The sequence below is a fragment of the Morganella sp. B601 genome, from assembly GCF_051172335.1.
Lineage (GTDB): Bacteria > Pseudomonadota > Gammaproteobacteria > Enterobacterales > Enterobacteriaceae > Morganella > Morganella morganii.
The window spans coordinates 150,102-171,664 of record NZ_JBPIZE010000003.1; the positions used below are offsets into that span (position 1 = coordinate 150,102).

Sequence of the window (21,563 nt, forward strand, 5' to 3'; positions counted from 1 at the left end):
CAAAAAGGGTGAGCTCCGGCTCACCTTTTTTTTATGCGCAGACTGGCCGGTGTATCGCCGTAAAAGCGGCGGAAAGCACTGGTCAGGGAAGATTGGGTACTGTAACCGCAGCGCAGGGCAATTTCCGGCAGTGTCAGCGGGGTATGGCAGATAAGATGATGTGCCCGGCGCAGACGTATTTCAGTCAGAAAAACCGCCGGGGTTTTACCGGTGGCCGCCAGCAGGCGGCGCTGAAGAGTACTGGCCGATAGTGCACAGCACGACGCCATTTCACTGACCGTCCACGGGTAATCAGGACGCGCGGTCAGCTGTTGTGTCAGAGTATGCAGCCAGCGCCTGTCCTGCCCGTCCGGCTGCAGTTGCGCCGCAAGCTGCTCTGCCAGCAGGATACGCGCACTTTCCGGATGCTGTTCAATCATCTGCGGATAACTGATAAGCCAGTCCACATAAGTACGGGTGGCATCCGGCAGCACAGACCACAGAGAATCAGGGGAAGTGAAGAAGAGGCTGTCCGCAGGCAGTTCAAGTACCACCTGGCGGTTATGACCGGTGCCGCAGAAACGGTGGTGATACCCCGGCGGGATCGCCGCCATCCGTCCCTGCTCCACCGAACCGCTGTCGCTGCCGACAGTCAGTTCCATTGCGCCGCTGCCGCCCAGCACCAGTTGCCACATGTCATCATGACTGTGCTCCAGGGTTTCCTGCCGGTAGCTACGTAATGAGATAACAGGTCGTTTCATGGAATGCCCCTGAGAGTACGGAAAACGACAGGCGGCGGGGTGTTACATCAGGCGGTGACCGGCAGGTACCGGCAGGGAAAACTCCGCAAGAACGATATCTCCGTCCGCATTAGCAGCGCCGGTTATCAGCACTTCTGATTTCACTCCGGCCACCCGTTTCGGGGCAAAATTACACACACATAATACCTGACGCCCGGTTAATTCTTCCGGTTTGTATAATGCGGTAACCTGTGCGCTGGAGGTTTTCACCCCGCACTCCCCAAAATCCACAGTAAAGATATAGGCGGGTTTGCGGGCTTTCGGATTAAGTTCTGCGGTCAGTACCACACCGACACGCAATTCCACTTTTTCAAAATCGGCCCATTCAATTTCTGCTGATGTCATCGGTCTCTCCGGCTGCTGTACAGCGGTTAATCAGGGTAATATTCCGCATCATTATACCGGTGATCAGACACCGCCGCTGTTGCCGGACAGTCAGATTTTATCGCCGGACAGGCAACTCAGCGGTAAGCCTCTGAGCCCGGCAGCGATTCACGGGTCAGCCCGAGGGAACGCATCATCTCCTCAACCTCTTCATCCAGACGGCTGAGATGCAGCACACGATCCACAATAATATCTTTCTTATCATTATTCAGCAGAACTACCGGCACCGCGCGGTAACTGTTGATCATCTCAATCGCTTCTGACAGCGGGATATTATTCAGCACCAGTGAGCCGGATAACCAGTCGATATCGGTGTACTGGCGCCGGAATACTTTTGCCCGGCCTTCCGGCAGAATCTCCAGCCGTTGTCCCGGCCCCACGGTTTCGGTTTTACCGTCAAAAAACGTGGTCACGGTTTCATCCAGCGGGCAGACGGAGACTTTATTATCAGCAATATCCACCACAAAGTTACCGTTGCCGGATTCCACCCGCACACCATTAGCGGTGACCAGGAACGGACGCTGTTCTTCACGGTTTTCGCTGACGGCAAAACGTGCCCGTCCGGACAGCAGTTTTACTGACCGGCTGCCGTTATCGTAAGCAACCACAGCACGGGATTCGGTGTCCAGCTTCAGCTGGCTGCCGTCACGGAGAGAATACTGTTTAATCTCTCCGCGGTGAGTGTAATGTTCTTCAACGCCTTTTGCCTTCATCAGAATGGCGTTGTATACCCCGTAACCTGCCAGAATCGCCAGGAAAACAAGTAATATGATGAGCAAACGGCGTCGCCGTTGTCTGAAAAATAGGCGTTTCAACTGCAATCTCCTGCGGATTGTAAGCGCCGGAATCTGTTTTTCCGGCGTCACATATATCGTCCGGTAACCGACGGCTTCCGGTCACCCGTTGATAAGAAATTCCGATTAATCACTGCAGTTATTGTCACAAATCAACGGTATCAGGCTGTTATTATTGTTTATCCGCAGAAACCGCGCATACAGTGATAAGTATCAGATAATTATCATTTACAATGAAAAATAAGTTCGCAGATATCCGGCGATATCCACAACAAAAACAAGGCCAAAAGTAAAATATCATCTTTTAATTCAGCTAATTAATTGATGATACGGTACCATTGGTGCAGCTGAGTATAATACACTTTACCGGATGTAAAGCCGTGCTTTTACGTTTTGTTACACTATCTGCCATCCGGAAACACTCTTTTGATGCGTACTCTTTTTCCGCCCGTTTTTTAACACTGATAAATTATAAAGTGAGTAATTCATTATAAATATTGAACAAGTTTATATGATTCAGCAAATCAATATGTACGTACAAATAACCGGCAAAAATGTCATTTGCCAGCGGATCATACTTAATGGCATTATATCCGCCATAATATAACGTTTTCTCTGACTCCGGAGGGCTGTCACATGCTGGATATTATCCATTACCCGCTGTTTTTACTGTCCGTTTTTATCTTTGCAGTAACGCCGGGGCCGGATATTGCCTATGTACTGGGACAAAGCCTGGCCAACGGCCGCAAAGCCGGTATTTTGTCCGCACTGGGGGTGATGCTCGGCAGCAGTGTGCATGCTATTGCAGGGACCGTCGGGCTTGGGGCGATTATTGCCGCATCACCGACACTGTTTACCGTGATTAAGTATCTCGGTGCGCTCTATCTCGCGTTCCTCGGTGCCAAAATGATCCTCGGTACACTCAGAAAGCGCGGGCAGACCGCTGATGATAATGAAGAAGTGGTTATTCAGAAGGCAGCCGCAAAATCGATTCTGATCCGGGGGTTTATCACCACACTGACCAATCCGAAAGTGCTGCTGTTTTTTATTGCCTTTTTCCCGCAGTTTATTGCGGCAGGCGGCAGTTATTATGCGGAATCTTTCCTGCTGCTCGGCGCAACCTATGCCCTGCTCGGGTTCTGCACTGATACCACGCTGGCACTGATTGCCGGGACACTGGCTGCACGGATCTCCGGCAGCCCGAAAGCGCATTACTGGATTGACCGCCTCGTCGGTACTACCTTTATCGCTCTCGGTCTGCGTCTGGCATCAGTGGCCCGCTGAGGGTTCAGCCTGCGATATTCACATCCAGGTGAGCCAGATAGCGGCGGATATCCGCATCAATATGCGGGTTTTTAACCACGTCAAAACAGGAAAATGTCGGCAGTGATGTCATCCCGGTAAACTGGTTGGTTTTGTGGAGCGGGAAATACACACTGTCGATACCCCGCCCCTCAAAGAACTGCATTTCATCCTCAAAGGCTTCCTGCGGTGCGTTCCAGGTTACGGATAACATGTATTTTTTGCCGTTCAGCACACCGCCGGAGCCGTATTTTTTGCTGCTGTCACGGCGGCTGCGCCCGTCATTAATATGAAAACGGTCATCAGACTGTGTAAATACCTCATCAATGTATTTTTTCACAATCCACGGCCCTTCCATCCACCAGGCCGGCATCTGGTAAATAATGACATCCGCCCACAGGTAATTCAGTACTTCCTGTTCATCGTCATACCCGTCATCAATACGGGTAACGCGGACATTCATGCCTTTTTCTGTCAGATGGCGGCAGGCGATATCCGTCATGTGATCGTTCAGTTTGCCGTCAGAGCCACCGAATTCTTTTGAACCGTTAATAATAAAGATATTTTTCATTGTGTTACTCACTCAGGAATGATGTCGTCAATCCCGTTATCCTAACCGGCCTGTCCCGCAAATACGTTAGCCTGTCCGCTCTGATGTTTGCCTGATCCTGTCATTTTGCCCGGAAATCACACACCGGTCAGAGAAGAACCCGCTTTTTATCCTGTCCGGGGGGTAACCCGAATAAGCGCCGGTATTCACGGTTAAACTGAGAGGCACTTTCATACCCGACACGAAAAGCCGCTTCCGAAGCATCCGCCGATTCCACCAGCAGCAGACGGCGGGCTTCATTAAGTCTCAGCCATTTCTGATATTGCAGCGGGCTCATCCGGGTGACCCGGCGGAAATGGCGGTGAAAAGAGGATTCGCTCATCTGAGCCCGGCGGCAGAGTGTCTCCACCGACACCGGCTGATCAAAATGCGCTTTCAGGTAACTAAGTACGCCGCTTATCTGGCGGCACTGTTTATTATGTGCGGCCATCAGCTGGAGCCGTGCGCCCTGGCCGCTTTTCAGCAGGTAATAGAGAATTTCTTTATGGATAAGCGGAGCCATGACCGGGATATCGTCCGGTTTTTCCAGCAGCGCCACCAGGCGGCAGACCGCACTGAGCAACGCTTCTGTGACCGGACACACTGCCTGCGGCATGGCAGGTTCTGAAGTCAGCAGCTGAAAGCCGCTTTCCTGCATCAGTGCCGGAAGGTCGCTGAGGTTAAGACTGACCAGCAGTGCCAGAAACGGTGCCTGTTCCGACGCCTCACAGACCTGCGCTATCGCAGGGATATCCACGGATGTCAGCAATACATCCCCGGGACGGTAACAATACGTGTTATCTCCGAGTGTGATCCGTTTCGCGCCCTGAACCGCAAGCGCGATACCGGGCTCATAAGTCCAGGTTTGTGCCTGTGACGGAGCCGTCCACCGGCACAATGCGAGACCGGGAACGGCCGTATCCCACCCGCCGCTTCGCTCTGCGGTGTGAGTCTGTAACAACTGTTTCAGGCAGCGCAGGCGATCATCCGTTTCCATTATATTCTCAGCGACTGATTGACAGGGCTACAGCATAACGGAAAAGACCGGCACCGTCTGTGTTTTACACTGCAGTGCCGGTTATCAGAGTCAGCGAAAGAAATTATCCCCCTGCGACATCAGGGTGGATTCTGTCGCTTCCAGTAATTCCAGCATATTCGCCATATGCGCTTTAATTTCACAACTCGCCGCATCCAGCAGTGTGCACATATTGGTGACTTTTTCGACATAATGCAGGCTTTCATGAAAACTCATTGCCAGATCCGTCAGCTCTCCCCGGATCACGGATAAATCATGGCTGCCGAGATGGTTGTGGCTGTGAGCATTCACCTGGTCAATCCGCTGTTGTGTGCTCAGTCCCCGGCTCTGTAACACCACCACGGACTGTTTCAGTTTATACAGATTGCGCTGTAAATCGCCGCCGAGCTTGCTGAGGGTTTTACAGCTCCATTTGGCGGATTTGCGTTGTGCCTCAACCTCACCGATTTCTGCAGCAACCTCTTTTTTATCATGAATATAATGCTTGATTTTGCGCACGCGGCGTATCGCTTTCCCCTGCTCCATCACCGTCAGCGCACAGGATGCGACCATTTTACTAATCCCGCCGTCCGGAATAAAAGCCAGCGGCGCGGTCAGCCCGGAGGCCAGATTCTGTTTCAGTTGCACACGCCCGATATCCGCCGCTTTGCGCATAAAGCGGTAAGAGCGGTGCTCCCGGCCTTTTTCATAATAATCCGCCGTTTCCGCCAGCAGATTTTTGCCGCCGATAACCTCTCTGTCCAGGTGTGTGCGCTGTGTGCTGTCCGCACTGACCATCACTGCGGTATGCGTTCTGATGCTCAGCGCCTGAGAAATATAGGTCGCATACATTTTCTTTACCGACTGCGCAATTTTAGTGCGTTCTGCGGCCATGATCTTTTCATCAAGAATAGCCAGCCCGCCATTAAGTGCACCGCTTTCGGCGATAGTATTTACGTGTCCGAGACCTGCGGTGATATCTGCTGCTGATATTGCCATAAAATTCCCTTTTTATTGTTGAAATCAGATTATCCGCCGACCAGCACTGACGGCAGACCGGTGACAACCGTGCCGCCGTGCGCCGTGCTGTCGCCCAGCCGGGCAGCGGGTTTGTTGTTGATAAGCACCGTCATACTGCCGGTGATGATGCTGTCCGGCACACCAATGCACAGACACATCTGTCCCAGCGTGGCCGCCGGTAAGCCGCCAATCAGTACTGTCGCCGGAGCGGGCAGTACCGGGCCACCGACATGCGGCACCGGCAGAGGCGGTGTCAGTGCCGGGCACAGATGCATATCGCCGCTTCTGGCCGCCGGTTTCATTGTTTATTCCCCCGGGCCACAGCCAGCCCGTGTGCCAGGAATGTCCGGTAGTGTTCTGCGATATGTGCGCTATCCTGCATCACTGCCATCAGATTTATTGCACCGCTCAGTGCCTGTGCATATAAAAACGGCGGCGCCGGTAACGGGGGCTGTCCGGCATCCAGCATGCTGCCGGTACTCCAGAACACCGCCTGTGCAAGCCATCCGGCTGCGGAGGATAATCCCTGCTGCTTTGCCGCATCACCACAGGCACGGCGCTCAGATTCACCGGAGCGGGTTATCCAGCCCCTGACACTCTCCAGCACACGCTGCTCCTGCTCACTCCATTCTGTCAGTTGCTGCGCACAGTGATATCCCCACCAAAGCGCCTCTTTCAATGGCAGTCCGTGCGCCAGAAAAAGGACGGCATCCCCGTAATGTGCCTGCTGCTGCGCGGCGACCAGAAAATCCGCCGGTGCCGGATATTGTGCCGCAAGCGCTGCGGCTTCCCCGGAAGGGGAATAATTTTTCATCACCAGCATTGCGCTGCTGTAAGGCATTTTGTTCAGCATCGCCGTTCCTTAATTAATTTTTGTCAGCGCACCGCTGATTTGTACCATCGCCCCGGCTTTGACTTCCGTCATTGCCGAACCGCTGATTTCCACCAGCGCACCGCTCAGCTGCGCTTTTGCCTGCGCGGACATCGCCAGCACCGCACTTTCCAGGCCGATTTTGCCGTTCCCTTTCAGGGTAATCTGCGGTGCCTGTAACGTGATGCCGGAAGCAGACAGCTCAATTTTGCTGCCGCCCGCCGTCAGTGTCAGTGTCTGTGATGCGGATAAGGTGATCGTTTTCGCATCTGCTGAGAGTGCACTGTCAGCCTGTAATGCCAGATTTTTTCCGCTGTTCTGGGCTATTCCTTCCGCCGCTTTCAGTTGCCACTGTTTATCACTCAGATGCTGCGTGTTTTCTTTGCTGCTGATGGTCAGATTTTTTTCTGTCTCACAGCGGATATTGCCTTTGATCCGGGTTGTCCAGTCATTGTTGGCACTGAGGGTTAAATCCTTCTGTGCCGCCAGCGCCAGACACTCTTCATCCCGTTTATCCTCAAAACGCACCTGATTGCCGTCCCCCCGTGCACCCGCCGGGGATGAGCGGCTGTATATGCCGCCGGTCAGCGGGTCGGTGAAAGGCAGGGCGTGATTCTGATGCCAGAGTGCACCGGTCACCACCGGCTTATCCGGGTCACCATTGAGAAACTGCACCACCACCGCATCCCCGGCACGCGGCAGAAACTGAATCCCCGCCCCGGCGCCCGCGCTGTGTGAAAGCACCGGCAGCCAGGCCTGAGATAACCCGCTGTCCTGATTATCCTCTTCCCAGTGGAAACGAACTTTCACCCGCCCCTGTGCGTCATAACAGGTTTCGTCTCCGTCACGGGCAACGACGGTCGCCGCCTGAATGCCGTCATAACGGGGAGCAGAAACCGGCGGCAGGCGAAAGGGGGTCCGGGTCTGATGACAACGAAAAGTATTGCTGTATCCGGGGCTGCCGCTGCTTTCACCGCAGTCAATGGCATGTGTAATCTCACTGATATAATATTCGCCGTTATATTCCGCCGCCGGATGATCATTCAGCCGGAAACGCATACCGGCACACAGCGCCATCGCCGCCGACCCTGCCTCATAGTAATGTGCCGCAACTGCCGCCGCTTCACCGGCAAACTGTGCTGTGGCGGATTGCCCGTCATAATAGTGTGTCTGTTGTGTGGTGCCGCTGCCGGAGAGCGTATGCTGCTCAGTACGGCTGTGATGCTGTTCCTGTGACCAGCTTTCTGCGGAAAATACCCCGCTGCTGACCCGGCGGCAGGCACGGAACGGTGTGATCAGGCGGGCGGAGATCTCTCCGGCGGACGGGGCGTGCTGTAATCCGTCCGTGATTGTCCATTGGGTGGTGTTGTCCGGATTACGCAGGCAAAACCAGCCCTGTCCGGCCATTATCCGGCGGATCATGGCGCTGTCGCTTTCATCCATCTGACACACACAGGGACGGGTTTCACCTTCACCGCTGAGGGAAAAACGGATGAACGCCGTCAACTGATGCAGACTGAGCAATGTGCTGATCTGCCCCCTGCTGTTCTGATTCTGAAATAAGCGCCGCTGCCGCCCGTGACAGAGGAATGTCAGCGGATCCACCGCCGTGAGGCGGTAAAAATAGAGTTGTTTATCCGGATGAAAACCGTCACATTCAATCTGTTGTGCCAGCCCGGCAAAGGTCCGCTCATGACAGGTCACCACCACCATTTTACCCGGCAGCGCCTGATCCGGGGGTGACGGACTGAGAAAGTGCACTTCCAGCCATGTGCCGTCTGATAACGACTCCTTTGCATGCAGACGGGTCGCCACATACGGTGCACTGTTATCCAGCGTCACGGTAAGCGGACGGGGCTGATCGGCATAGTTTTCCATAACATCATACTCATTATTCAGCCTGACAGAGCACACAGTGTGCCACAGCGCCGCAGTTCTCTGCCTTCACCGGTCAGCGGGATTTTGTGGATTTTCAGCGGGATTTCCCCGGCTGAGCAGTGACGGCGGCAGACGGTACTCCGCAAACAGCGCCGCCGGTGACGGTACCGGTCTGCCGTTGATCCGGCTGCGGAACCGGAACATATAACCGTTTTCCGTGATAACACTCTCCGGTGAGGCGGCACGTCCCTGAGACTGCGCCGTCAGCAGCCAGCGCAGCAATCCCCACTCCCCCGGATAAGAGGCGGAGTAAACCGGTTTGCCGTGACGGAAATAGTCCGCGGTCAGCGGCTCTGCATCCGTGGCGGGCGGCCAGTAAAAGTCACTCCAGACTGCCGGGCCGTGCTGATAAATCAGTGCATCATTGCCCTGTGCCAGCCGGAAACCGGACAGTTGCGGCGTCAGCGCCACCGGCCGCAGTGAGATTCGCATATTCAGTGCCGTACGGTCATCCGCATAAAACAGCTGTCTCAGTTGCTCTGTCTGTGTTTCCGGCTGACTCAGTGCCGCATACAGCGGGTCGCTGTGGTGACCCGGCGGCAGAGATTGCATAAAAGTATCCATTACGCCGCCGGGAGCCAGAAAGGCATGCAGATCATCCGTTTTCACACCCTGCGCATTGTGGCTGAACGGGTAATAAGGGGCGAGCCGATCACGCCAGAACGGATACACCGTTGTCTGCCACTGTTTGTCGAGATAGCGGGCCGCCAGTCCGGCCTGTAACTGTGCGGCGGTCTGCCGCCATTGCCGCAGCAACATATCCGGAACCGGCGGAACAGTTCCCGGCCCGGTCTCCGGCGGTTCTCCGCCGTGCATGAACTGCTGATAACCCCATTCCTGCGGATCAGCGGATGCCATTCCCTGCTGCCAGTGCTGCCGGAGTGATACCACTGACTGCTGCCATGCGGCCAGTGCCGGTGACGGTGTACCTTCCGCTGTCAGTAAGGCGTGCCAGGCGGAAAAAACGCGGTTAATATTCATTCCTGCCGGTTCATCCGCTTTTTTATATTTGCTGAAGGCGGATTGCAGCCTCCCTGCTTTTCTCAGCTTGCTGCTGATTTTACTCAGCCCGAGCAGAGAGGCCGTCTGCTGACCGGATTTCAGATCCGGCCCTGTCTCCGTTTTTACCGCCGCAAACGTGGTATTGCTGCTGATCCCCCGCACCAGCGCAATCAGCGGATCGCTGAACGGCTGTTCTGTCAGTTGCAGTGCGGCGATCAGAGCTTCCGGTGTACCGGCGCGATGCGGTGTCAGCGATGACAAAAACTGCTGCCAGTAGCGGATATATTCCTCGTCATACTGCCTGTTGATTTGCACAATGACACTCTCCGGTGCCGGTTCTGTATTGTCAGGCCAGTGCTGCATAAGGACAGAAAACTGTGTCTGAAATTCCGGATTGTCCCACTGCGCCTGCCAGGCGCTGTAGCCTGTTTTGGTCATCGTGTACGGGACTGATAAAAATCGGTTATCCGGCTGAAACAGCGGAGTGATATCAGCCGGAAATAACGTTGCCAGCGGCACTGCTGCATGTTTACGGAGAAACTGCTCCCGCAGCACCGGATAGAGATGCTCAGCAGGATCTGACATGGCTACTTTCTGCCGTGCCTGAGCCACCAGCGCAGCATGGTATAACCGGCGCTCCTCTGCTGTCAGCGGCTGTACCGGATAATCATCCAGCAGGGAAATAACGTCACCGCCGCTGTCTGCATCCCCAATGTCCTTCCCCCGGTGTTCATCCGCAAACAGTTGCCGGTAATCATCAATAGCCTGTAACAACTGCGGGGATGATTCTGCCACCGCCCGCTGCAGACGCTGTTCCCGCTGTTTTACCAGCAGCGGGAAGAGTGCATTGCGGATCTGCTGCTGATAATCCCGGTACAACGGCAGCAAAGAGGATGAAAACCAGCGGCTGTGGTATTCACGGCGGATTTCCGCAATCACCGGCTGTAAAAGATGCAGGCGGTGAACCCGCTCTCCGGCCGGTGCTGCCGCAACCCGCGACAGATAATCCATCTGCCCGTTCAGTAAATCTCTCTGTTCCTGAAAACTGCGCCACTGCACGACACCGGCAGCGGCTGTGCCCGCCAGGCATAAAATTACTGCCAGGCAATAGCCGATCAGCCTGCGCCGTTCCCGTACCTGACAAATAACCTCATCACGGCCATGAATGACCCGTTCAAACAACGGTGTGGCGATATGCTGATGCGCGCATTCCGCCGCACACAACAATGCCGATGACAGCACCAGATGCGTGCCGGCTGAGCGCTGGTGCTGTAATGCTGCCGCATACAGCGTCCGCTGATGAAGATGTGCCGCCAGTTGCGCGGGAAATGACAACACCGCCGCATTATGCTCCGGTTGTTCTGCTGTCAGCGCGGTGAATTGTTCCTGCTGTAATGACAGCATTAAATCAGCAGTAAACTGTGCAAACGGGGCATCCGGCAGTACCCTTCGCTCACGGCTGAAATCCGTGCTGTGACAAAACTGTGCCCGCTGCGGATCCGCATACCAGCGGCGCAGTGCAGGCACATTGCCGAGACCGGGAAGCATCAGATGCAGCGGCGGACGGCATCCGAGCAAAACAGAAAAGGCAATACAGGCGGTATGGTGCTGCTGCCCGGACTGTACCGCCTGCTCTTCAATGAGTGCGGCAAATGCAGGCGCCGGTGACAGTAAAATAAATCCGTTCAGCGGCTGAGACGGATTCAGGCGCACCAGTTGCCGTGCACTCTCCCGGCCGCCGTCACCGGTGAGCCACGCCGGTGTGCTGATGCGGACCACCGTATTACCCGCCTGATAGCAGAACGGCTCCTGCTCCTGCGCCACCGGGGTAAATCCGTGCTGACGCATACAGGCCTGTGCCTGCGGCAGATCCTCACACAACAGCCAGTAAGTACTGATCCGGCCCGGGTTCCGCCGGGGTACACCACCGCTGCGCCGCAGGCGGCGGCCGGTCTGTTTCAGATAGTGGCGCAGTTCACGCCGTTGCTGCTGCCGCTGTAACTGCTGCACATCCGTCTCTGCCCGCCATGCAGTTTTGATCAGCCCGTAAACCGCCAGACACAGGCTCAGCAAAGCAACAAACACCGGCAGCAGCACACTGCCGCCCTGTGTCAGCCAATAATACCAGGCGATTGCGGTCAGTCCGGCCAGCAGCAGGATCACCAGCGCGTACAGCATTGCGGTTCTGATTTTCATCACCAATCTCCGTTGTTCAGAACAGGGCCGTCAGTGCATCACTCAGTTGCTGTAATAACTGCTGATAACTGAGATCTGCCGCCACCCGGCCTGCCGCACACAGCAACAGTGAGCCGGAAAAAATCAGTGACAGCGGGATTCGTTTCGCCGGACGATTCCGGCCTGTGCAGCGGTCCGGCGGTACGGACAGCGCCTGCGGCCTGCTGTTCATCAGAATATGACGCAGCCGGGTATAACAGGCAGCCAGTGCTTCCGGCTGTGTGCGGTACTCCCCCCGGAAGCCGAGTGATAACAGATAAAACTGTAATTCGAGAAAATCCCGCAGCGGGACGGGGTTATGCAGCGCGAGATGCAGATAGCGGAAAAAGGCCTCGCCGCCGCGCCGGTTCTGAAACACCGCGCCGGTCAGGGTGTGTTCCTGCCAGACCGATTCCGCCCCCCACGATGTGCTCAGTACTGCCTCATCCAGCGCGGCACACCAGACAAAGGCACTTTTTCCGGTCAGGGACGGATGGAGCCGGTGAGCGGCACAAATCCGGTAAAACCGGCTCACGCCCTGTAACATCTGCTGACGGAACAGCGTGAGATCCGGCGGTGTTCCCTTCTGCGCCAGCATAATCAGTGCCTGAAGCAGCGGTTGCCCGGCTGTGATCAGCACATTGTGTCCGGGATCTGTTTCCATGATTAATTACCTCCGTGTGATCAAAACGGCATTCAGCCGGGCATGCGGCAGCTGGCCGTCAATATGCAGTGCCAGCACCGGATCATCCGCTGTCCACAGCGGACTGCGGATATCCGGCTCAAAATAAATCGCCCCGGGGGATGGTGTGATCCCGTCAGGGGCGTTGTTCAGTGACAGCAGCGGAATGCCGGTCAGCCCGTTATTGACACAGGCTGCTATCTGGTTATTTCCGGCCAGTTTCAGCAGGCGGGCTGTACGGGCGGCATCAGGCGGCCTGCCGCTGTCATCACGGTACTCCAGGATTAGACGACTCTGCTGCGCAAAAGCGGATTCCGGCAGCGCAAGCCGCAGTAAACGCCGGGAAGCCAGCAACCGGGTATCCCAGTTCAGCGCCTGCACATGCTGCCGAGTCTGCGGGGCAAGAAGCTGTTTCAGTGACTGAATACAGGGGGAGAACAAACCGGCATGATCCTCATTACGCCACGGCAGCGGTTCAGGCGGCGGCGCGGCGGCCAGTGTGCACAGTACCGATTGCAGATGCAGACAGAAACGGTAAAAATCCCGGCTGGTGATGCGATCACCCGCCGCCAGGCTTTGCAGCTGTGTCAGCAGTGGTTGTAAATGGAGACAGGCCGTTTTCCCGTCCGGCAGGCTGTACAGCTTCTGCAACCGCTGTGCCAGCAGCAGGCGTATATCTTCCGCCCGGCGGCTCAGCCACGGGTTGTCCTGCACAAACAGGTACGGCGCACAGAATTCCGGCTCCGGCAGCGGGTATCCGGCACCGTCGCGGCAGTACAGACGGGCGACCGCCAGCCCGGTCTCATCGTCACGGCACTGTGACAGGCATTTCAGCTGCAGATTCAGATACGCGGCACTGATTATCACCGGTTCGCGGGTCTGCCCCACCCGGTTTTCACTCACGCTGAGCGGTTTTGCGGTAAAGCGATCCGGTGCACTGCTCAGCGGCAGTGTCAGTAAAAAGGTCATATCCCCGGACAATCCGTCCAGACTGATACTCAGCGGGGTATCCGTGACAAACGGTGTGCCGTCCGGCATCACGCCGTGCGCCTGTAACAATGTCAGCTTTCCGGCGCTCGTCAGGGATCCATCCGTCACCAGCCGGGAAAATCCGGCCATTCCGCCGCTCAGCTGTTGTGTCACATCCCGCAGACAATCGCTGTGCAGGCGGCTCTCGCGGATAAAATGCTCCGGCTGGAGAAACAATCCCTCCTGCCACCAGACCCCGGCGGTTTCACTGTTCATCGTTTTCTCCTGCCGTGAGTGACAGCGTCTGCCCGTCCATGAACAGTGACACCTGCATTACCGGCAGCGGTAACACCGCAATTATCTGCTTATTTTTCGCCTGTGCCGCCGCAGAGAAACCGGCCAGCACGCCAATATGTGTTGTACCGGGCTGTAATTGCAGCAGCAGTGTTTCGCGGCTGCCGGGATAGACCGGCTCCGTCACTTTGCGGGCCAGGAGCTGTTCTTTGAGTAAGACCTGATCCTGTTGCCACAGCGGCATAAAACGCTCGCGCTGAAAAATTTCGTCACTGCTGAGCTGGTAGATCCGCAGCACAACCGGCGCAGGCTGGTTGTCCGCGTTCGGGTTACTGTTTTCTTCTGCCCGGATCAGCACCCGTAATATGCCGGTTTCCGGCAGTGTTCCGAACTGACAGGATACCGGGCCGAGAAACAGAAAAATAAACATAAACAAAGGAATACGGTGTTTCATGATGACTGAATAATCTGAGTGTAAAATTCACTGCGGAAATAATCCGTCAGTTTGCTTTTCAGGTGGTCATCCGCAATCTGCTGACTGAAAAACCGTTTGTAGGTCTGCCAGTAGTCAATTTTCCCGACAATTTTCTGGTCGCGGTGCAGTGCTTCCAGGTGTTGCGGAGAGATATCGCGGATGATTTTTTCCGCCGCCACACTCAGTGCCCGGCTGATTTCCGGCAGCAGTGACTGCAGCAGCACCAGTTTGTCACCGGTCAGTACCGGCGGCAGCGGCGTTTCCGGCAGTGAAACAACCGGAGGCGGTGTTATGACCAGCGGTGCGATCTCCGGTTCCGGAACCGGTTCAGGAGCCGGACTGCCGTAAGGCCGGGCCACCGCTGAAAAACGGTAGCGGATATCATGCGGTTCCGGTTTTTTCACCGGCGCGGTGCCGAGGAACGGGTCATCATCAAAACAGCTGTTATCATCCGCCGGTGTAAACAAACTGCGCAGTGCTGTTTCTTCATCGGTGGTATTCAGCGGCTGCGGCGCACGGTTCAGCGGGGAAAAACAGGACACCAGCAGCCGGAACGCTCCGATGCCGAGCATATCGCCATCCTGTAACAGATAGTCGGTACCGTGCCCGAGGGCATCCTGCCGGTTGTTGATAAAAACCCCGTCACGGCTGGTATCCGTCAGGATATAACCGGCGGTCGTGCAGCGGAATACGGCGTGCGTATCCTCAATGCGGGCATGCGGGTCATCCAGCACTATATCGGCCTGCGCATCACGCCCGATGGTACCGTCTCTGCCGTCAAAGCAGTACTGCGGCAAAGTGTTACTGTGCTCCGGTGCGCTGACTATCCGAATCGTCAATGACATAACGGTGTTCCTGGTGTTAATCAATAGAAACAACAGGCTTATTATCCGTGACTGATAATAAAACCCGGGTAATGGCAGTCTGCTGCCTGCGTTTTTCAATACAGGCTTCGGCAATCTGCGGCAGAAGTTTACCCGTTACCCCCTGTTCAACCGCCCTTGCGCCGGTTTCTGCTGAATAAGGCAGTGATAACAGATAAGTCACTAATTCATCTGAATAACTGAACTCACACCGATAGGTTTCATGAATGCGTTTGCCCACTCTGTCCAGCGCCAGCCGGGCAATCGCCGCCATTTCCGTATCACTGAGCGGGTAATACGGAATAATGGTGGTGCGCCCGAGAAACGATGGCCGGAAATGACGTAACAGCGCCGGAAAAATCTGCGGCACCAGCTCTGTCACCCCGGGACGCTGATCCCGGCAGTGCGCCGCAATTTCATCCTCCGCCGCGTTGCTGGTCATAATGATGATCGTGTGACGAAAATCGACCTCCCGCCCTTCACTGTCTGTAATGCGGCCTTTATCGAAAATCTGATAAAACACGTCATGAATGGCCGGATGAGCTTTTTCCATCTCATCGAGCAGTAAAATAGTGTACGGGTTGCGGCGCACCGATTCCGTCAGCACCCCGCCTTTGCCGTAACCGGTGTAACCCGCCGGGGCACCCAGCAGCATGGACACTTTATGCGGCTCTTTAAATTCGGTCATATTGAGCGTCACCATCCGCCGCTCGTCACCGCAGAGTGCCTCACACAGTGCCAGCGCGGTTTCGGTTTTTCCGGTGCCGCCCGGGCCGCACATCAGGAAAACACCCTGTGGCCGCTGCGGGTTATTCAGTCCGCTGCGGGCAATACGGATAGCCTGAGCCACCGCCGCCACCGGAGCGGTCTGACCGATCACCCGCTCCGCGACTTTCGCTTCCAGGCTGCTGAGGCGGGAAATATCATCCGCCGCCAGATGTCCGGCCGGAATGCCGGTCCACAGCGCAATCACCGCCGCAATATGGTTATCATCCGCGGCTTCTGCCGCACTGTCCGGGGTAACCGACTGCGAAACCGATAATCCGGCACAGGCGGTATCCAGCAGGCTGATGGCTTTATCGGGTAGTTGCCGCTCCGGCAGATAGCGGACCGAGAGCCGCACCGCCGCTTTACAGGCCGCGTCCGTCACCGGCAGGCCGTGATGCTGCTCCAGTACCGGTTTCAGGGTACGGAGAATCGTCAGGGTGGTGGCCTCATCAGGTGGTGCGATTTTGACCGGCTGGAAACGCCGGGTCAGCGCCGGATCCGGTTCGATAAACTGTTTGTATTCAGACCAGGTTGTGGCCGCCAGGGCTCTGAATTCCCCTCTTGCCAGCGCCGGTTTGAGAATATTGGCAGCATCCCCCTGTCCTGCCGTGCCGCCTGCACCAATCAGGGTGTGCGCCTCATCAATAAAGATGATTTTTTCTGAGCTGCCGGAACGGATCTCCGCCAGCAGGTTTTTCAGACGCTGCTCAAATTCCCCTTTCATGGCCGCACCCGCCTGTAACGCGGTCAGATCCAGTTCCCACACTTCACAGCTGCGCAGACGTTCCGGCACATTGCCGTCACAAATCGCCTGAGCCAGCCCTTCGGCAATCGCAGTTTTCCCCACCCCGGCCTCACCGACCATAATCGGGCTGTTCTGGCGGCGGCGGCAGAAGATATCGAGGATCTGACGGATTTCACTGTCACGGCCAATCACCGGATCCAGTTTTCCTGCCCGCGCCAGGGCAGTCAGGTCGCGGGCATACGCAGAAAGCAGCGCCTCACCACCGGTACTGCCCGCTGCCGGTGCGGATGGCTGCGGCAGTGCGGTTATCTGCTGTGCCAGCCATTGTGTATCCAGCGATTGCGCCCATGCCGTCACCGCAGACGGAATACCGCTGCACGCCGTCTGGCGCAGCAGCTGTAAAATATGGATTTCACTGATGTGCTGTCCGCCCTGATTCAGCGAGACATGCAGCCAGAGCTGTTTCAGCAGTTCTGTCAGCTCCGGCGCAAACACCGGGGAGGCATCCGCCGCCTGCGGCAGCAGCGCCAGTGCGTCATTCAGACTGTATTGCAGCGCACTGTTGTCCGCCGGTGCCGCACACCAGGTCAGCTCACGGCTGCCCGTTATCACCAGCAGCCAGTGCAGTGGTGTGACCGCGCGGTGGCGGCGGCGGACACACTCCTGTGCCGCCTCCTCCAGTGCCGTCATCAGCGGCGGCGTTAAGCGGCGGATAAGTTGATGCAAATCGATAGTCAGCATAGTCATTCCTTGTCAGAGGCGGGTATTTCGTCCCAGCCGTGATGTCATGGCGGCGAGTTGCACGGGCATCATGCGGGTGTCATCCGTCCGGAAAATGACAGAAAACGTCAGCGGACGGCGGAAAAAAGTGCGGATAAACTGCCCGAGGTAATGATGGTATTCGCCGCCGGGCTGCCAGTGGTCGCGGGGTTGCAGCGGATCGGCAGACACCTGCACACGCAGATGTGCGGCCCGCAGATAACAGTGTGTACCGGGCACGGCACCGCCGCCGAGGCGGTTGCCGGTTCCGGCGGGCGGGTGATACGGCATACGGACCGGCGGGGCATACTGAAATTCCGTGCGGCAGGCAAAAAAGGCGGAGGCCGCCCTGCTCAGTACCCGCAGCCGGGTATTTCCGCCCCATAGCTGTGCCGCCGCCGGATAACAGAGTGCCGGTTCCGGAAGCAGTGTCTGCATCAGCCTTGTCAGCGGTAAACCGGCAGCAGCGGATTGTCCGGCATGCAGCCTGTCAGCCAGCCGGCGGCAGACAGTATCAAAAACCAGAAAAAAGTCCTGCGGGGCGGTCTGCTGATGAGCCTGTGCATATTCCGCCACCGTTCCGGTGATATAGCGCGGCAGCACTCCGCCGGTACCGAGCAGCCCGGGCCGGTCAGAACGGTTCATCGGCTGTTCTCAGCGGACCGTGATACAGCGCTCCGCTGTCATTACGGCGGCGCAGTGTGAGCTGAATAAATTCATGGTCATCACTCAGCGCCGTGAAAACCGCCTCCAGCAGCGCGGCAAAAAACGCGGTTCCTGCCACCGGGGTATGCTGTGCCAGTGTGACAGTGATGTGCTGCCCCGGAATGGTCAGCGGCAGGTGATGATAAAAACGAACAGTCACGCCGGGCGGGGATGTGATCTCCTCAATGGCGGCAATCAGCCCGGAAATCACCGGTGAGTTCTGCCTGTCATACAGCGACAACAGTGCCTTCAGCGCTTCCGGAGAATCAGTAAGATCAGATAACCGGGCCTGCCGGAGCCGCAGAAAGAGCGCACACGGATCCGGCTGTACCGGCAGCGGCAGCCGCATTGCCCGCTGAGCGGCAACCGCATGATACATCAGCGGATCAGCCTGCTGCGGTGTCACGGTTTCACCTGCGGCGGCCACTGCCCGCTCACCCTGCGTGCCGCGCCCGTGTACCACCCAGAGCCGGACATGTTCCGGTTCCGCCGCTTCGCCGGATAACAGACAGTTAAGATGTGTCACCCCTCCCTCTGTACCGCACACCGGCTGCCAGCAGCAGGCAGAAGGCTGCGTGATCAGCTGGTGATACAACTGCGGCACCGGCTGTGCAGGCAGTACGGTGATATCTGTCACCATCTCAGCGGAGTGCAGAAGCACATCATATCGGGTATCCGCGCATACCGGGTGCGGATTGCTGTCCGGCGATACCCGCAGCGGTTCACTCTGATGGGCGAAACAGTTTGTCAGCACAGTGCGGAACAGCGCAATACAGTCCTGACGGGCGAAACGCGCCGGATGCGGCAGCATGTCACGGAAGAAAAATGTCAGTGTGAAAGTCTGTCCGTTGCAGTACCTCAGCGGATCCGCCAGTGAGATCACTGCACCGGCCACCTGTTCCGGATACCACAGTGCGTCATACAGCAACATATGTGCATCATCCTCCGCATCAGGACGATACGTCAGCGGCAGTCGCTGACACGCGTCCGGCGGCAGAAAAATATCTGCTTCCCCGGCGTTCAGCCGGATGGCGGCACACTGCCGGTGTACCGCATCATCCGTCAGCCAGGGAAGATCCCCGTCACCGGTAAAATGCAATGTCAGTGACATCAGATTCAGCTCTGACAGGGAAACTCCCGGCACGGTCACCGAAAACGTCAGTTGCAGGGAACAGGCAGCGGTACGGGACTCTTCCTGCTCCGTATAGCCTGCCGCCTGCGGGATAAATTGCTGTGTCGTGATCGCCAGCGGCATCAGTGTCAGCGGGTGCTGTGTGCGCCAGTGAATGGTTTCCCCGGCGGCAGTGTGTGTGGTGAACGGTGTCTCCGCCGCCAGTACCTGCATTTGTGCCGTCGTCTGCGGCGTGAACAGTACCGGCAGCAGCGCCGGTACCGGGCGCAGATAATCAGGAAATACCGTGCGGACCAGGGTTTCCGTCAGCTGCGGCGCGGTCAGTGCCAGTTGCTGAGCAGTCAGCCCTGTCAGATAGGCAACACCGTCAAGCAGTGCCCGCAACTGCGGATCGGTTATCGTCTGCCCGCTGATCCCCAGCAACTGCGCCTGATGCGGATGCCGGCGGCGGAAGGCTTCCAGCCCGTCCAGCAACAACTGCCGCTGTTGCTCAAAATAGTGCAGTGTGTTGTCATGCACCGGTGGCCTCCGGGTTTATCAGCTGTCCGGCGTTAAAATCCAGGCAAACCGGCAGACACACCTCCCGTCCGCCGCACAATGCCGCTATTTCAAAATGAATCTGATGCTGCCGGTATGACTGCGGCACGATGGTGACACTCACCCTCTGTAACCGCGGTTCATAACGGCGGATCAGACTTTCAATTTCCTGTGTGATCGCGGTGAGATGAAATTTTCCCTGCGCCCGCAGCAGATGACTCTGGCCAAACCCGGCAATACCGCTGTTTTTTCTGCCGTCAGTCCAGACCGGCGCCCGGGCATTGATGATCCGGTACAGATGCGCCGTGACCGCCCGCTCTGTGCAGGGCTGATACGGCGGTGCATCCGCTTCGTGACACAATCTTTCCAGCAGGCTCATGACAACGCCTCTCCCTGCGGCCGCGAAAACCAGAGTGTGAGATCCACATTTGCCTCACTGATGTCGTACTGATACTGCGGCTGCAGGCAGATACGGCACTGATAGCGGGCCGGGTCTGCCGGGTCCGCACTCATCACCACCGCCGCACGGCGCAGCGGATAATCGGCCATAATGGTATCCTCGCCGTAATCCACATCACTTACATAGCGTTTCAACCACTTTTCAATGCTGCGCTGACAGGCGGACAGAGAATCAAAATTACCGATTTTGTCGCGGATCTGTGTCCGGATAGCATGGGCAAACCGGCACGCCATCAGATTCACCGGCAGCATAGTCAGTTGCCGCCAGCGCGGCTCCGGCGGCTGCCAGACACTGTAATAACTGAAAAAACCGGACTGCCCGCTGAGATGCAGCGAGGTGCAGGCCGTCAGCCCCTGTTCTGCCCAGAAATTATCCTGCTCACAGGCCAGATTGGTTTCCGTGATAATCTCCTGCGGCGTAAGGCTGTCCCCGCCTGTCAGCGCAGCCACAATTGCCCCCTGTGTGCCGCTGCTGTTATAACTGCGCAAAAAGCCGAACCAGCTGATCCGTTCAAACTCGCGGATAACATTTATCACCACCAGCCAGGCGGCATTACCCCATAACTCCCCGCCGCTGTGATTGCCCGGCTGATAAACAAAACCGCAGCGTGGTGTTTTATGCGGATAACGCAGCAAAAAACGCGGCAGTGCGAGGTATAAAAAGCGAGCCTGTTCGTGACAACGTAACTTTTGCCACAGACAGTAATCCGGGCTGTTCAAAATCCGGGCAATTCTGTTTTGATCTGCCGAAAACCAGTGCAGGTCATCCCCGGTAAAATGCGGGTCGGTCCCTGTGATCACCGGACATAACGATACCTCGCCCAGCTCCGCCAGCCGGGTGGCGGTGTAGAGTTCGTCATACTCACCACCACCGGTGAATGCCATCTGGTGATCCACCAGCAGCAGCCCGAACGGCAATCCCCCCGCCGTATTCAGTTCGCGCTGATACAGCAGGCGGTATAACAGGGTATGGCGGATATCAAACGCGGTATTCAGCTCACGGGCCAGTGACGGCCAGGAGAGATCCAGCAGGCGGATAATCACCCGCCCGGATGATGAAACCCGGGCAATAAGATGACGCAGACTGCGCCAGCGGGCTTCCAGCGCACAAAAGTCCGCGTGATGCAGCACCTGTTGCAGTTGTGTGCTGCACAACCGGTCGATAATGTGAATACAATGGTTTATCAGTGCACAAAACTGATTGTGATCCTGCTGTGCCGCCGCCCGGTGCAGCGCGGTCTGAACATCCGCCATCCGTGACATTCCG

20 protein-coding genes are annotated in these 21,563 nt (G+C 56.7%); 1 reads left to right on the forward strand and 19 read right to left on the reverse strand.

What is annotated here, in order from left to right:
• Positions 1-20 precede the first annotated feature (20 nt).
• From ACSBQN_RS09225 to ACSBQN_RS09235, 3 genes are all read right to left on the reverse strand, one after another.
• Positions 21-740, reverse strand: a complete 720-nt coding sequence (locus ACSBQN_RS09225; protein WP_214167750.1) for an AraC family transcriptional regulator — start codon at positions 738-740, stop codon at positions 21-23.
• Between the two features lie 42 nt (positions 741-782).
• Positions 783-1,124 carry a tRNA-binding protein gene (locus ACSBQN_RS09230; protein WP_004236890.1) on the reverse strand — a complete coding sequence of 114 codons (342 nt, stop codon included), beginning with the start codon at positions 1,122-1,124 and terminating at the stop codon, positions 783-785.
• Between the two features lie 116 nt (positions 1,125-1,240).
• Positions 1,241-1,942, reverse strand: a complete 702-nt coding sequence (locus ACSBQN_RS09235) for a FecR family protein (protein ID WP_214177331.1) — start codon at positions 1,940-1,942, stop codon at positions 1,241-1,243.
• A 651-nt stretch (positions 1,943-2,593) separates the two neighbouring features.
• On the opposite strand from ACSBQN_RS09235, the gene ACSBQN_RS09240 reads away from it, so the two are divergent.
• On the forward strand, positions 2,594-3,241 hold the full coding sequence (locus ACSBQN_RS09240; protein ID WP_354632829.1) for a LysE family translocator: 648 nt from the start codon (positions 2,594-2,596) through the stop codon (positions 3,239-3,241).
• 4 nt (positions 3,242-3,245) lie between these two features.
• Here ACSBQN_RS09240 and ACSBQN_RS09245 read toward each other — a convergent pair whose 3' ends face one another.
• From ACSBQN_RS09245 to ACSBQN_RS09320, 16 genes are all read right to left on the reverse strand, one after another.
• On the reverse strand, positions 3,246-3,830 hold the full coding sequence (locus ACSBQN_RS09245; protein ID WP_434991666.1) for an NAD(P)H-dependent oxidoreductase: 585 nt from the start codon (positions 3,828-3,830) through the stop codon (positions 3,246-3,248).
• 127 nt (positions 3,831-3,957) lie between these two features.
• Entirely contained in the window at positions 3,958-4,845 is an 888-nt protein-coding gene (locus ACSBQN_RS09250; protein WP_024473900.1) for an AraC family transcriptional regulator, read from the reverse strand.
• Between the two features lie 90 nt (positions 4,846-4,935).
• Complete coding sequence (locus ACSBQN_RS09255; RefSeq protein ID WP_024473901.1) at positions 4,936-5,862, reverse strand: hypothetical protein; 927 nt, start codon at positions 5,860-5,862, stop codon at positions 4,936-4,938.
• A 29-nt stretch (positions 5,863-5,891) separates the two neighbouring features.
• Entirely contained in the window at positions 5,892-6,185 is a 294-nt protein-coding gene (locus ACSBQN_RS09260) for a PAAR domain-containing protein (RefSeq protein ID WP_354632830.1), read from the reverse strand.
• A complete protein-coding gene (locus tag ACSBQN_RS09265) occupies positions 6,182-6,736 on the reverse strand; it encodes a DUF6931 family protein (protein WP_036407022.1) in 555 nt (184 codons plus the stop codon). Before ACSBQN_RS09265 ends, ACSBQN_RS09260 begins: the two co-directional genes overlap by 4 nt.
• 9 nt (positions 6,737-6,745) lie before the next feature.
• Positions 6,746-8,632 (reverse strand): type VI secretion system Vgr family protein, encoded by a 1,887-nt coding sequence (locus ACSBQN_RS09270; protein WP_214232472.1) that lies wholly within the window; start codon positions 8,630-8,632, stop codon positions 6,746-6,748.
• Positions 8,633-8,698: 66 nt separating this feature from the next.
• Positions 8,699-11,890 carry an ImcF-related family protein gene (locus ACSBQN_RS09275; protein WP_354632831.1) on the reverse strand — a complete coding sequence of 1,064 codons (3,192 nt, stop codon included), beginning with the start codon at positions 11,888-11,890 and terminating at the stop codon, positions 8,699-8,701.
• Between the two features lie 16 nt (positions 11,891-11,906).
• Positions 11,907-12,572 carry a type IVB secretion system protein IcmH/DotU gene (icmH, locus tag ACSBQN_RS09280; protein ID WP_052116596.1) on the reverse strand — a complete coding sequence of 222 codons (666 nt, stop codon included), beginning with the start codon at positions 12,570-12,572 and terminating at the stop codon, positions 11,907-11,909.
• Between the two features lie 6 nt (positions 12,573-12,578).
• A complete protein-coding gene (gene tssK, locus ACSBQN_RS09285; protein ID WP_214177329.1) occupies positions 12,579-13,835 on the reverse strand; it encodes a type VI secretion system baseplate subunit TssK in 1,257 nt (418 codons plus the stop codon).
• Positions 13,825-14,307 (reverse strand): type VI secretion system lipoprotein TssJ, encoded by a 483-nt coding sequence (gene tssJ, locus ACSBQN_RS09290; RefSeq protein WP_024473908.1) that lies wholly within the window; start codon positions 14,305-14,307, stop codon positions 13,825-13,827. Before tssJ ends, tssK begins: the two co-directional genes overlap by 11 nt.
• A complete protein-coding gene (locus ACSBQN_RS09295) occupies positions 14,304-15,173 on the reverse strand; it encodes an FHA domain-containing protein (RefSeq protein WP_354632832.1) in 870 nt (289 codons plus the stop codon). The genes tssJ and ACSBQN_RS09295 overlap by 4 nt, the downstream gene beginning before the upstream one ends.
• A gap of 16 nt (positions 15,174-15,189) precedes the next feature.
• Positions 15,190-17,445 carry an AAA family ATPase gene (locus ACSBQN_RS09300; protein WP_354632833.1) on the reverse strand — a complete coding sequence of 752 codons (2,256 nt, stop codon included), beginning with the start codon at positions 17,443-17,445 and terminating at the stop codon, positions 15,190-15,192.
• Positions 17,446-17,457: 12 nt separating this feature from the next.
• A complete protein-coding gene (locus tag ACSBQN_RS09305; RefSeq protein ID WP_024473911.1) occupies positions 17,458-18,108 on the reverse strand; it encodes a type VI secretion system baseplate subunit TssG in 651 nt (216 codons plus the stop codon).
• The gene (locus ACSBQN_RS09310) at positions 18,095-19,819 is read right to left on the reverse strand and encodes a type VI secretion system baseplate subunit TssF (RefSeq protein WP_354632834.1); all 1,725 of its coding nucleotides are present in this window, start codon (positions 19,817-19,819) and stop codon (positions 18,095-18,097) included. The genes ACSBQN_RS09305 and ACSBQN_RS09310 overlap by 14 nt, the downstream gene beginning before the upstream one ends.
• Entirely contained in the window at positions 19,812-20,216 is a 405-nt protein-coding gene (locus ACSBQN_RS09315; RefSeq protein ID WP_318667996.1) for a GPW/gp25 family protein, read from the reverse strand. The genes ACSBQN_RS09310 and ACSBQN_RS09315 overlap by 8 nt, the downstream gene beginning before the upstream one ends.
• The gene (locus ACSBQN_RS09320) at positions 20,213-21,550 is read right to left on the reverse strand and encodes a type VI secretion system contractile sheath domain-containing protein (RefSeq protein ID WP_220730352.1); all 1,338 of its coding nucleotides are present in this window, start codon (positions 21,548-21,550) and stop codon (positions 20,213-20,215) included. The genes ACSBQN_RS09315 and ACSBQN_RS09320 overlap by 4 nt, the downstream gene beginning before the upstream one ends.
• Positions 21,551-21,563 lie beyond the last annotated feature (13 nt).